The organism is Arthrobacter sp. GW822-FHT05G07 (genome assembly GCF_058799755.1).
On the sequence record NZ_JBXALT010000007.1, the window covers coordinates 80,672 to 93,339 of the forward strand.

The window sequence follows — 12,668 nt, forward strand, 5'->3', positions numbered from 1 at the left end:
TTGTTGTCTGGTTGGATTGGAACTACTGGATTGATACGGGAGGCGCCGTCTCCCACCAAACGCTAAGGCGAAGCTATGGAGCTCATCGAGGCCGAATACCCCAAACCAGGTCATGTGCTTTTGCACCTGAGCGATCTTCACCTGGTAGGTGGTCCGGGCACGCTCCACGGCTCGGTGGACAGCGCAGCCAGGCTACAGGAGATCTGCGAGCAGATCGTGGCCTCCAGGATCAGGCCCGCGGCCATCATCTTCACCGGAGACCTCGCGGACAAGGGCGAGCTTGAAGCCTACGAGAGTCTCCGCGAGATGATCGAACCTCTTTGCGACTCACTGGGTGCCAAGGCCATCTGGGCCATGGGCAACCACGACAACCGCGCAAATTTCCGGTCCGCGTTCGCTGACGCCTCCGAGGCCAGCAAGCCGCAGGACCCGGTAGACCGGAGCTACTTTGTCAACGGACTCCGCATCATCACCTTGGACACCACGGTTCCGGGGCATCACCACGGTGAGTTGTCGGAATCCCAGCTGGACTGGCTGGCCTCCGAATTAGCCACACCGGCCCCGGACGGCACCATCCTGGCACTGCACCACCCGCCTGTCCCGTGCGTGCAGGACCTCGCCGTGTTGGTGGAGTTGCGCGGCCAAGCCGCACTGGCCGCCGTCGTGCGTAATACGGACGTCCGCACTATCCTGGGTGGCCACCTGCATTACTCGACGACGGCGAGCTTCGCCGGCATCCCGGTTTCGGTTGCCTCCGCCACGTGTTACACCCAGGACCTGGCGGTGCGCGCAGGTGGACAGCGAGGGCGCGACGGAGCGCAGTCGTACAACATGATCCACGTTTACGAACACACGATTGTGCATTCGATAGTGCCGATGTCCGGTGGTGTGACCGTGGGTGAACCGGTGGACGCAGCAGAGGTTCAGCGGCGACTGGCCGAGGCCGGCATCCGCATTCCGCACGAGTCCAGGGTGGGAGCCCACACCTCACCGGGCACGCACACCTCGTCGCTCCCGCTTGTTTCGCCCGGAGCTTTTACTTCTCCCAAGGCGCCTTGACGGGGAAGTACTTCTCCAGGAAGTCGGTCACCAGGTCGGCGCGCTCGTTGGCTTCAACCTCCGGGAAACTGCCGTCATTCAGGCAGAAGAAATCCATGTGGCGCTTTGCCAGAAGCTTGGGCAGGTAGTGGAGCCCGGCCCACATGGTGGAGTCCACGTATCTGACTTTGGCGCTGGTCTGGGTGACGGCACGGCCGGTGAGCAAGGCGTAGTAGTGGTAGAACGAGTTGGTCACCGAGATGTTGTCCGCGGCCCGGAAGCGACTGCCGGCGGTCTTCGCGAACTCGGCCGGGAATTCCTTCTCCATGCGGGCCACGACGCTGCGGCGCAGCGGCGCCGCGGTGTGCTCAAGGTGCCTGGTGGTGATCCTGCCGAAGCGCTCCCATAGGAGCCTGCGGTTCACACGGGCGGCGTTCTCAAAGCCGCTGCGTTCGGCGTCATTCTCGCCCAGCCCAATGCGGGTGTCCGCTTCGATGAACTTGGTGATGCCGCCGGGCGTGAAGAACATGTCCGGGCCCACGGGACGGCCGAAGAACATGTCGTCATTGGAGTACAGGAAGTGCTCTGAGAGGCCCTTGATGTGGTGCAGCTGGCATTCCACGGCCTGCGAATTATGGGTGGGCAGCACGGAGGGGTCGGCGAAGAATTCCTCGCTGCGCACAATGGTCACCGACGGGTGGTCGGCCAGCCATTCCGGTGCAGGGGAGTCCGTGGCGATGAAGATCCTCCGGATCCACGGCGCGAACATGTGCACCGAACGCAACGCATATTTCAGCTCGTTGATCTGCCGGAAGCGTGCCTCATGATCGTCGCCCTCGCCGAGGACAGCCTCGGCCTGCTGCGCGCGCCTCCTGGCGATGTACTCGGGGTCGCTGCCGTCCACCCACGAGAAGACGATGTCAATGTCAAAGTCGATGTCGCTGGCGTGATCAGCGAACATGTTCTCGATGGTGGGCCAGGTCAGTCCGTGCCGCTGAACTGTGCCGCGCACCGCGTCCTGGCGCAGCATGGTGCGGCGGGTCAGGGAGTTCTCCACGGGCAGTTCCAAGTGATCGCCTTCGAACCGCCACAGCTCCAGCTGCACGCCCAAGGCCGGGCCGTACCAGAGGCCGCCACCGATCTCGACGCGCGGCCGGTAGAGGCGGAAGATGCGGGCCTTCCGGTTAGCCGTGAGATCGCCGTCGGCCACCAACATGGAGGTCTTCTTCTTGGCGTCCACGGTCATGGAATAGAAGGGCTCATTCCGGAACGCCGTGACCAGTGCCTCACGGACGTCCTTCCGCGACTCCCAGTCAACCGCAATAACAGGCCGCTCATCATTGCCACGCACCAGGATGAAGTCCACACCAGCGGCGTCCAAAGCGGCCCGGACAGCCAGAAGATCGGACACCATGGCCTGTTGCGGGGTCAGGTCGCCGTTGACCAGGGCGTACCGCCCGCGGTGACGGACGACGTCGGACCTGTGCTTAAGATGCGCGACGACGGCAGGCGAGATTGCCTCGGCAATCGTGTCCTCTTCGATGGACGGGCTGCCGTGGTAAATCGGATCGACCTGTGCTTGTGTGATGGCTGTATCTCCGGGATCGTTGCGGTGCGGGTTGCTCTGAAACTCTAAAACTATGTTGCGCTGGAACTTAGATGGAAAGTGCCTCGCGCCAGCTGCGGAGGAAAGCGCCGCCGGCGTCGTCGTGGATAACGTCGTCCGTCAACTCCAGGTCAGCAGCCGTCAGGATGGTGTAAGGCTTCACCGGTACGCCATCTGCGGGCCGGACGTCCACGTGCTTCACATCGTGATCGTTGTGGTGAAGCCAGTCTGCCATGGCGTAGTCCGTACGGGAATCACCCACTGTCCTCCAGGAGAGCGGGGTGATGCCCTGCGCTGCCAGGAGTTCAACGGCGCGGCTGGCTCCGAGGTCCTTGCCCAGGCGGACGGATTCGATGTCCGTGGAGATGATGGTGGGGTCCAGGCGGTAATCCGCGGTGTCATCGGACCCAGGTGCGTGGTGGTCCAGGATGGCGGCGTTGAGGCCATGGCGTCCCATGATGTCCAGGGCATCGGCGTCGAAGAGTTTCTGTTCGGCCAGGTAATCCTCGCTGGCCACGTCCACGTGCTGCTCCACCGAAACCATGGCGCGCTTTGTCTCATCGAAGAACATATGCGCCGAGTAGTCCTCGGCAACGAGCCTGCGGATGTCATCCCCGTATGCCTTGGGCACGGCGAGTTCGTGGTCCACGTGGATAGGGCCAGGACCATCGGATGTGTAGCTGAACCACACGGCGCCTTTCTCGCAAATAGCGTGAATGACAGTGTCCGCCGGCATTCCCGCAGCAATCATGGGTTCCATGACTTGCTCGCTGATGAACGCGTCCGAGCGGCCCGTGTTGAAAATGACGGGGATCCCGGCCGAGGCAAGGGCCACCATGTCCGCAATGATGTCCGGCTTGACGTCGCGCGTCACAGGGCTGGCGATAGGGCCATCGACATCCAGCAGCAACGCCAAAGCTGGCGTGGCGCGGGCAGCGGTCCGGTCAGTACCTTGCAGCGGTTGAGTCATGACCCCATTCTGTCAGTCCCGGAGGTGCGCTTCACAGCTGTGACGTCTGTGACGCCTGTGGAGGAGATTCTTCGGTGACGGCATGCTTACGGTGTGGCACGTTCAGTCGAAGCCAAGATTCAAGCCCTTACAGCGCGCCAACCTTTTCATCGCCTTGCCAGAGATACGGCCCTCTGGTCAGCGGGCGTGTGACAAAGGGCTGTCGTATCCGGCCCGTAGTCTCTGGAGAGACCTTCCAACGATGATGTACGAGAGAGACCGGACTATGGCCCACGAATTCGCCCAGCAGCCCCACGCTACGCCACCCAACTATCCCAAGCGCGAGGCTGACGACGGACAGGAAGAGGGGCCGTTTTTCTTCCCCGACCTAGAGGGCGCCGCGTTCAGGTCCAAAGCCACAACCTTTGCCGTCATCGGGATTTTCTTCTTCGGCGTCATCTTTGGTCCCCTGGCGATCAGGAATGCCGCCAAGGCCGAGGCCCTGGGGGTGCGGGCTCCATTCGGGAGAATCTGTGGCTGGATTGTCCTTATTCTGAACGGCCTGAACATTTGCCTGCTCATGCTCGGAGCCGTTCTCGCCCTGTCAGGAGCCTTCAACGGTTCATCCCCATCGGTCGAGAGCACAGTTAAGTCCGTTGTCGAGAAAGCGCGCGATCTTCAGGGAGAGCTCCCGATGCAAGTGGACTCCGTCACCTCCTTGACTGGAATCGAGGCCGAAGGCGATGCGATCCGTTACGACCTCGTCCTCTCGTCCAGCGTCGACCCGTCCACACTCAGCGCAGAGTCCGTACGCGGCATGGTCCTTCCGACCGTATGTGCAGCCACATCGACGAAAGAAATTCTTGATGCCGGTATCAAGATGAAGTACGTGTACACATTCGAGGGAAGCGCCAAGAGTGTGGACTTCACCGTCACCAAGGCGGCGTGCGCAGCTCTTTGAGCAAGCGCGGGGGGTAGGTCCTCGCGCGGGACGATGGGAACCGCGTCAGTAGAGTGAGCCCATGATTGGAGCAGAAGCTGATAGTCACCTTTTGGCTACAACGTGCCTGTGCTGCCGGTCACAAGTTCCGTTCGGGCGGCTTCTTCCATAGGCTTGCAGAGTGATCTTCAAAGCTGTGGGCGAGGGACGCCCGTACCCTGACCATGGATACTCTGCGCCGCGGGACTGGGCTGCCCTTCCCCCGCGCCCTATCCGCCTGGATGAACTGGTTACCACCAAACGGACCCTGGATTTGGAGGCACTGTTGGCTGAGGACTCAACCTTCTTTGGTGATTTGTTCCCGCACGTCGTCCAGTATCAAGGCGTCATGTATCTCGAAGACGGGCTTCACAGGGCGGTTCGCACGGCTCTCCACCAGAGGACGGCCATTCACGCACGTGTATTGGTGATCGATGGCTAGTAAGCGCAGGCGTCCCAAGGATGTGACGCAGCTCCACGGTCACCGCGTGGTGACAGGCCCGGAGCTTCGGGCAACCTTTGCCGAGGACGCCCAGGCGCACAAGGGCCGCTTCGGGCGGCGACTGTTCCATGGGATCGTCCTGGTCCTCCTGGTTGGCGTCATAGCGGCCGGTGCCGTGGGTGCGTGGGCGATCATGAACGGGGTGGTCAAGGTTCCAAGCTCCATCGCCAGCAAAGCGCCCACCAGTCTCTGTCCCACCACCCAGTTCGACTACGTCCCGAACGAGACCGTGACACTCAATGTCTTCAACGCCACGTCACGCGGAGGACTGGCCGGCACGGTGGCAGACCAGTTCACGGCCCGTGGCTACAAGGTGGCGTCGGTGGACAACAGCGATACCGCGTACTCGGGCATCGGCGTGGTGGTCTCCGGAGTCAAGGGCCAGGCGGCGGCGTTCAACGTCCAGCGGAACCTTGCCGGTACGGATTACTTCGAGGACAACCGCGAGGACGAGTCGGTGGACGTCATTCTCACGCCTGGCTTCGAGGGATTGGTGGAAGCCCAGCTGGTGGACCAGACCCCGGGCACACTGCAGTGCCCGCGTGAGGACCTGCGGATCGCGGACAACTCCAAGTGGCCCATTATCCCCACGCTTCCAGCCGCACAGTAGCTAGCCGGGCTTGATGAGTGCTTGATGAGCTTGCCCGTTTCGATGGGTAGCTGCGCCTCGTGCCGTGCGAACGGCATCGTGTGCAGTTAGCCCACGAATCGGAAGGTGTCCGTTGTAACGGGTTGCTCAACCCGCCAGGGCGTCGTGGGTCGGCTCTTCCAGGCGCAAAGGCCGGCCGGCTTCGTCGAAGCGGGCCCCTGCGCCCAACTGGATGAACCGCACTGTCTGCGCTGTGCGGGCTTCGACGTCGGAGGTTGGGGCTGGCGGGGGAGTGTCGCCGTCGGGCGTTCGGTTGCGTCGTGCGGCGCTGGCGGACAGTGTCCCGTGAATGAGCCGCGCCAACTGGGCGACGTCGATGTCCGGAAGGTATCCCTGCCGGACCCCGTCCTGGAGGATGTCCTGAAGCAGGACGTTGAGATCGCCCACATGGTCTGCGAGCTTCGCGAAGGACCCGGGGGAGAGGACCGCGGCCATGGCCGGACCCGGAGGCAGGTGGCGGCGGCTGAGATCCTCCACCTGGGCGCGAACATACAGCGCAAGCCTGTCCACGGGGTTTTCCAGGGCGGCCAGCGAATCCCGGAGGTCCACGATGAAACGCTCGGTCTCGTCCAAGGCGTACGCGATGAGCAGTTGTTCCATGTCCGCGTAATAGTTGTAGACCGCGGTGCGTCCAACGCCTGCGTGTCGGGCGACGTCCGTCATGGTGAGCCCGGGGAGGCCATGGGTGAAGAGGAGCTCTCCAAAAGCGGTCAGAATCCGACGTTGGGTCTCGGCACGTTGGGCAGCATTCGTGGCGGCCGTGATCCTGGGCATATAGACACTTTACAGTGATCTGTCAGCAAACGGGTGCCCGACGCGGTGACTGACGAGGCGGGCGGTAACATCGTCAGCAAACGCATAACAAGCATCTAGGGGGCGTCTTGCGCGCAACGGTTAAGGACGTCGCGCGCCGTGCAGGGGTCTCGCCTAAGACGGTATCGAACGTGATGAACGGGATCGTGCCCGTTAGTGGCCCCACGCGGCTCAGGGTAGAGCAGGCCATGGCGGAGCTGGACTACGTCCCCAATCTTTCGGCCCGCGGACTGCGGAACGGCCGCTCAGGTGTCATTGGACTGGCGTTGCCGGATCTGGCTACCCCCTTCTCTGCGGAGATTGCCCAAAGCATTGTGGAGGTTGCCCACGAGCAAGGCTTCAGCGTGCAGATCGAGGAAACCGGCTCTGACCCGCAGCGTGAGCACGAGTTGATGACACGTGCGCGTGCCAACCTCATCGACGGACTGATCCTCAACCCCGTTGTGCTGAGGGAGAGCGCCGTCCAGGTGGGTGTCGCGCTCCCTCCAGTGGTCCTCTTGGGGGAAGTTAAGCAGCAGTTGGCCGACCGTGTCTTCGTGGACAGCTTCGCGGCGGCGCGGGACATGACCCTGGCTCTGGCCAGACCCGGGCGAACGCGTATTGCGGTTCTGGGTGTCAATCGCGGAAGGCAATCCGCCACGGCGATCCAGCGGGCGGGCGGCTACGAGGCCGCACTCCAGATGCTGGGTATTGCCAAGGATGAGTCGTTGCTGATCTCTTGCGACAGTTGGACGCCCGCGTCATCCGCTTCAGCACTGGCAGAGTATCTGGACGCGAATCCCCTGCCCGAGGCTCTGTTCTGTTTCACCGACTCCATGGCTCTGGGCGCCCTGAATACCTTGTGGAAGAGGGGAGTGCGCGTTCCGGATGACATCGCGGTAGCCGGTTTCGACGACGTGATCGACGGGCGCTTTGCGGTACCTTCCTTGACCACGGTGTCCTTCGACAAACGGGCTATTGCCACGGAAGCCCTGCGCCTGCTGACCGAACGCATGTCCGACAGGTCCCACGGTCAGCGCTTGGTGGAGATCGATTACAGCATCGTGGAACGGGACAGCAGCAAGGGCTGAAACGATAGCCCCGCATTAAATTGTGCGCGCTAACAATTTTCTCTTGCCCTGCCTATTACATCGATGTAATGTGAGACCTGCGTCACCCCCGGGCCAACCTTTACCCGAGCGTGGGGACGCAACGGAGCCGGACTTTGAGCAGTAGAGCAGTGACCTTTCAGCGGACCCATCCAAAGGAGTGACGGGTGAAGCAGTTTGAATCTTTGACCGGGAAACAGTTGTCCCGGAGACAGTTATTGACAGGATCGGCCCTTCTGGGCGGCGGCCTCCTGGCCACAGGCCTCACCGGCTGCGGAGGCGCAGCCCAGGCCGCCGCAGTGCAGGACATCGGGTTTTGGCACCTCCTTTCCGGCGGTGATGGCATCAAGATGCAGGCCATGATCAACAGCGCCAACCAAGCCAATGCCGGTTTCAAGGTGCACCCCACAGTGCTTGCATGGGGTCCGCCGTACTACACCAAACTGGCCATGGCCTCCGCTGGCGGGCGTCCTCCAGAGGTAGCCATCATGCACGCCAGCCGGGTTCCCGGGTATGCGCCAGGTGGACTCATTGAGCCGTGGGACCTGGACCTGCTTGCAGAGAATGGCGTCACGGCCTCCGACTTCGCTCCCAGGATCTGGGAGAAGAGCCAACACAACGGCAAGGTCTTCTCCATAGCCCTGGACTCCCACCCATTCGTCATGTTCTATAACACCGACGTAGCCGGCAAAGCGGGACTCTTGGGCAGCAACGGCCAGCTCCAGGAAGTGCGCTCGCCGGAAGAGTTCAAAGCCATGGCGCTGGAAATGCAGAAGGTGACCAAAGCCCACGGCCTATCCTTCGGCTACCTGGGCAGCGGCTCGCAGATGTGGCGCCTGTTCTACACCCTCTACAAGCAGCACGGCGTGGACATGGAACTGACACCGGGCCAGCCCATGAAAGTGGACCGGGACGCGGCCATCGAATCGCTGGAGTTCATGGCCTCCCTCTTTGATGACACCATCGCAGCCCAGGCCGGAGACATCAGCACAGGCATCGCGGAGTTTGCCCGCGGCGGCTCCGGAATGCTGTTCAGTGGCGTATGGGAACTGCCCACCATGAAGAAAGCCGGAATACCCGTTGATGCGGCCACCATTCCCACTCTTTACGGGACCCCGGCCTCCTATGCGGACTCGCACTCCTTTGTCCTCCCGCGCCAATTAAACCTCAACGAGGACAAGCGCAGAGACGTTTACAAGTTCGTCACGGACGTCCTCAAGGGTTCGCTGTCCTGGGCAGAAGCGGGACACATCCCCGGCTACCAGCCAGTTGTCCAATCACAGGCCTACCGTGAGCTCACGCCCCAGATCCACTACGCCAACGCGGCGGACATCATCGCCTACGACCCCGAGTCCTGGTTCAGCGGCTCCGGCTCGGACTGGCAGACCTACTTCGCGGAGAACGTGCAGAACGTCCTCCTTGGAAGGGACAAGGCAGCCGCAGGATGGGATGCCTTCGAGCAACGCACCAACACCCTCCTCTCCCGTCCCAACCCGGTCTGACCGGCCCACGTACCGAGCGACCAAAGGAGTTCTTCAATGAGTACCTCTACGCTGTCCCGGCCGAGGCCGGAGAGCCTGCGCAAACCCGGAAGCCGCACCCGAAGCAATCTGAGCGGCTGGGGATTCGCCACCCCGTTCCTTGTTTTCTTCCTCGTTTTCCTCGTCTGGCCGATTATTTACGGCTTCTACATGAGCCTCACGGGAAAGTCCCTCACCGGCGCCAACGACAGTTTGATTGGTTTCGCGAACTACGCCGAAGCCCTGGCCGACGCCGATATGTGGCGTTCCCTGGGCAACACCCTCTACTTCACGGTCATCAGCACCGTCCCGTTGGTCCTCGTTGCCCTGGTCATGGCCGCATTGCTCAACATCGGGCTTCCGGCCCAGTGGCTGTGGCGGCTCTCCTACTTTGCGCCGTACCTCCTGGCCTCCACGGTGGTTTCGTTGTTCTTCACCTGGATGTACAACCCGCAGCTTGGCCTGATCAACGAGTTCCTGACAGGCATCGGGCTCCCCAGGGTTGCCTGGCTGAATGACCCCAACGTGGCCATGTGGGCAATCGTCATCGCCACGCTGTGGTGGACGGTGGGATTCAACTTCCTGCTCTACCTGGCTGCGATGCAGAACATCCCGGCCCAGCACTACGAGGCAGCATCGCTGGACGGCGCCGGAGCATGGCGCCAGTTCTTCTCCATCACGCTCCCGCAGCTGACCCCCACCACCGTGATGATCGTGCTGCTCCAGATCCTGGCGTCACTGAAGATCTTCGACCAGGTGTACCAGATGACCGCCGGAGGCCCCGGTGGTTCCACCCGGCCCGTGGTGCAGTACATCTTCGAAACCGGGTTCACCGGTTACCGGCTGGGCTACTCGGCAGCCATCTCCTACATCTTCTTCGGACTGATCGTGGTCATCTCCATCATGCAGTTCGTCATCACCCGTCGCAGGAGTGCATAACCATGGCAACCCCTACCCTGACCCGTCCCGCACCGCGTACAACCACCAGCAACAGCCTCAAGATCCGCCAGCCACGCAAGAAGCTGACGGTCGGCAGGATCGCCGCCATCGTCGTCGCTGCCTTCATTGCGGTGCTGTGGCTGATCCCGTTCGGCTGGGCCACCGCCACCGCTTTCAAAACCGAGACGGATGCCGCAGCCCCGGACGTCACGTGGCTGCCGCCGTCGGGCTTTACTCCCGAAGCGTTCGTGAAGGTGTTCCAGGACGGCAACATCCCGCTGTGGACCTGGAACTCGCTCTACACCTCTGCGGCCATCACGGCCATCACCCTGGTGATCTCTGCTTTGGTTGCCTACGCGCTCTCGAGGATCGACTTCAAGGGCAAGAAGGTGCTGATGACGGCGATCATCGCGTCCATCATCATTCCGCCGCCCGTCCTGATCATCCCGCTGTTCTACCAAATGCTCGCGCTGAACCTGATCGATACCTCGTGGGCCATCATCCTGCCGCAGGTCATTCACCCAGCCATGGTGTTCGTGCTGAAGAAGTTCTTCGATCAGATCCCGCGCGAACTCGAAGAAGCGGCCGTCATGGACGGTGCCAGCCGTTTGAGGATTTTCACACAGATCATCCTGCCGTTGTCCCGGCCCATCCTGGCCGCCGTCGCGATTTTCGTGTTCATCGGCGCGTGGAACAACTTCCTGTGGCCGTTCATCGCCACCAACGACGGCAACCTGCTGACCCTCCCGGTCGGATTGCAAACCATCAAGAGCGCCTACGGCATCCAGTACGCGCAGAACATGGCGTCCGCACTGCTCGCCGCGCTGCCGCTGATCGTCGTATTCCTGTTCTTCCAGCGCCAGATCATCAAGGGCGTCGCGACGACGGGACTCGCCGGAACCTGACCGGCACCTTCCACTTATCAACAGTTTCAGAACACAACCAAGGAGATACATGTCCCGCGCACGCATCACCCTCGACCGCGACTTCACCATTGGCGAGGTACCCCGCCGCCTGTTCGGCTCCTTCGTGGAGCACATGGGCCGCTGTGTCTACACCGGCATCTACGAGCCCGGCCACCCCGAAGCTGACCAGAACGGCTTCCGCCAGGACGTCCTGAAGCTCGTCAAGGAACTGGGCGCCACTGTCATCCGGTACCCCGGCGGCAACTTCGTCTCGGGCTACAACTGGGAAGACGGCATCGGTCCCCGCGAAAACAGGCCACGCCGCCTGGATGGGGCCTGGCACACCGTGGAGACCAACGCCTTCGGCCTGCACGAATTCGTGGACTGGTCCAAGCAAGCCGGTACGGAAATCATGGAAGCCATCAACCTGGGCACCAGGGGAGTGGACGCGGCCCGCGAAATCGTGGAGTACGCCAACCACCCCGGCGGAACCTACTGGTCCGACCTCCGCGCCAAAAACGGCCACAAAGACCCGTTCAACATCAAGCTCTGGTGCCTGGGCAACGAGATGGACGGCCCGTGGCAAATCGGCCACAAGACCGCCGATGAGTACGGACGCCTGGCACAGGAAGCCGCCAAGGCCATGCGCTTTGTGGACCCCTCGCTGGAATTGGTGGCCTGTGGCAGCTCCAACTCCGGAATGCCGACCTTCGGCGCCTGGGAACAGACCGTCCTGACGCACACCTACGACGAAGTGGATTACGTTTCCCTGCACGCCTACTACCAGGAGCACGATGGCGACGTCGGCAGCTTCCTGGCCTCCGCCGTCGACACCGACTACTTCATCGAATCCGTGATCGCTACCGCGGACGCGGTGCGTGCCAAGGGAAAGCACAAGAAGCACATCAACTTGTCCTTCGATGAGTGGAACGTCTGGTACCAGCGCGGCTTGGACACCGAAGACCAGCCGCACAACGTGATCAAGGCCGGTTGGCGTGAGCACCCCCGCGTGATCGAGGACAAGTACAACGTCACCGACGCCGTGGTGGTGGGGACGCTGCTCAATTCGCTGCTCCGCCACGGTGATCGTGTGAAGATCGCCAACCAGGCGCAGCTGGTGAACGTGATCGCGCCGATCCTGTCGGAGGAAAACGGTCCGGCCTGGAAGCAGACCATCTTCCACCCGTTCGCACGGATGGCCGAGCTCGCCAAGGGCCAGATCCTGCGGCTCTCGGTGGACTCGGACAAGTACTCGAATAGTCGCTTCGGGGACACGGACCTGGTGGACGTCAGCGCTACGTGGAACGAGGAAACGGGCCGGGTGGCACTGTTCTTCGCGAACCGCGGCTTGGAAGAGGCTGCCGACGTGGAGGTTGCCTTGCGCGGTTTCGATGCCCGCCAGGTGCTCCGCGCCGAGGTCCTCGAAATCCCCGAAGGGGGCGACCGCCTCACCATCAACACCCAGGATCAGCCGGGCCGTGTTGGCCTGACTGCCTTGGAAGGTGTGAAGGCGACCGGTTCGGAGCTGCGCCTGACGCTGCCCGCATTGTCCTGGGCCGTCGTCGAGCTTGATGTGGTGAAAGGCTAGCCGCGTACCCAGCTGAGTGACAGCAAACGTCGCAATGAGCGCTCATTGCGACGTTTGCCGTCACCTACGTGGGTTGATGCACGACGGCGGGG

12 protein-coding genes are annotated in these 12,668 nt (G+C 62.3%); 9 read left to right on the forward strand and 3 right to left on the reverse strand.

Going from position 1 to position 12,668, the window contains the following annotated elements; genetic code table 11:
- Positions 1-75 precede the first annotated feature (75 nt).
- Positions 76-1,059 carry a phosphodiesterase gene (locus AC1RJY_RS13240; RefSeq protein WP_011773428.1) on the forward strand — a complete coding sequence of 328 codons (984 nt, stop codon included), beginning with the start codon at positions 76-78 and terminating at the stop codon, positions 1,057-1,059.
- Here the strand turns inward: AC1RJY_RS13240 and AC1RJY_RS13245 are convergent.
- Positions 1,037-2,626, reverse strand: a complete 1,590-nt coding sequence (locus AC1RJY_RS13245; RefSeq protein WP_374100565.1) for a stealth family protein — start codon at positions 2,624-2,626, stop codon at positions 1,037-1,039. The genes AC1RJY_RS13240 and AC1RJY_RS13245 overlap by 23 nt on opposite strands.
- A 67-nt stretch (positions 2,627-2,693) precedes the next feature.
- Entirely contained in the window at positions 2,694-3,614 is a 921-nt protein-coding gene (locus AC1RJY_RS13250; protein ID WP_498602476.1) for a Cof-type HAD-IIB family hydrolase, read from the reverse strand.
- 265 nt (positions 3,615-3,879) lie between these two features.
- On the opposite strand from AC1RJY_RS13250, the gene AC1RJY_RS13255 reads away from it, so the two are divergent.
- The 3 genes from AC1RJY_RS13255 (at position 3,880) to AC1RJY_RS13265 (ending at position 5,684) form a co-directional block, all read left to right on the forward strand.
- Complete coding sequence (locus AC1RJY_RS13255; protein WP_238324499.1) at positions 3,880-4,554, forward strand: hypothetical protein; 675 nt, start codon at positions 3,880-3,882, stop codon at positions 4,552-4,554.
- A 160-nt stretch (positions 4,555-4,714) separates the two neighbouring features.
- Positions 4,715-5,014 carry a type II toxin-antitoxin system VapB family antitoxin gene (locus tag AC1RJY_RS13260; protein ID WP_011773432.1) on the forward strand — a complete coding sequence of 100 codons (300 nt, stop codon included), beginning with the start codon at positions 4,715-4,717 and terminating at the stop codon, positions 5,012-5,014.
- 22 nt (positions 5,015-5,036) lie between these two features.
- Complete coding sequence (locus AC1RJY_RS13265; protein WP_011773433.1) at positions 5,037-5,684, forward strand: LytR C-terminal domain-containing protein; 648 nt, start codon at positions 5,037-5,039, stop codon at positions 5,682-5,684.
- 126 nt (positions 5,685-5,810) lie between these two features.
- Here the strand turns inward: AC1RJY_RS13265 and AC1RJY_RS13270 are convergent, their stop codons facing one another.
- Positions 5,811-6,497: a TetR/AcrR family transcriptional regulator gene (locus AC1RJY_RS13270; RefSeq protein ID WP_014920713.1), complete on the reverse strand. Its 687-nt coding sequence runs from the start codon at positions 6,495-6,497 to the stop codon at positions 5,811-5,813.
- Between the two features lie 107 nt (positions 6,498-6,604).
- Between AC1RJY_RS13270 and AC1RJY_RS13275 the strand changes: the two genes are divergently transcribed.
- From AC1RJY_RS13275 to arfA, 5 genes are all read left to right on the forward strand, one after another.
- Positions 6,605-7,606, forward strand: a complete 1,002-nt coding sequence (locus AC1RJY_RS13275; protein WP_043469753.1) for a LacI family DNA-binding transcriptional regulator — start codon at positions 6,605-6,607, stop codon at positions 7,604-7,606.
- A 185-nt stretch (positions 7,607-7,791) separates the two neighbouring features.
- Positions 7,792-9,126 carry an extracellular solute-binding protein gene (locus AC1RJY_RS13280; RefSeq protein WP_014920715.1) on the forward strand — a complete coding sequence of 445 codons (1,335 nt, stop codon included), beginning with the start codon at positions 7,792-7,794 and terminating at the stop codon, positions 9,124-9,126.
- Between the two features lie 36 nt (positions 9,127-9,162).
- The gene (locus AC1RJY_RS13285; protein ID WP_011773437.1) at positions 9,163-10,083 is read left to right on the forward strand and encodes a carbohydrate ABC transporter permease; all 921 of its coding nucleotides are present in this window, start codon (positions 9,163-9,165) and stop codon (positions 10,081-10,083) included.
- Positions 10,084-10,085: 2 nt separating this feature from the next.
- Positions 10,086-10,988 (forward strand): carbohydrate ABC transporter permease, encoded by a 903-nt coding sequence (locus AC1RJY_RS13290; RefSeq protein ID WP_011773438.1) that lies wholly within the window; start codon positions 10,086-10,088, stop codon positions 10,986-10,988.
- Positions 10,989-11,037: 49 nt separating this feature from the next.
- Positions 11,038-12,576 carry an arabinosylfuranosidase ArfA gene (gene arfA / locus AC1RJY_RS13295; protein WP_011773439.1) on the forward strand — a complete coding sequence of 513 codons (1,539 nt, stop codon included), beginning with the start codon at positions 11,038-11,040 and terminating at the stop codon, positions 12,574-12,576.
- The last annotated feature ends 92 nt before the right edge of the window (positions 12,577-12,668 follow it).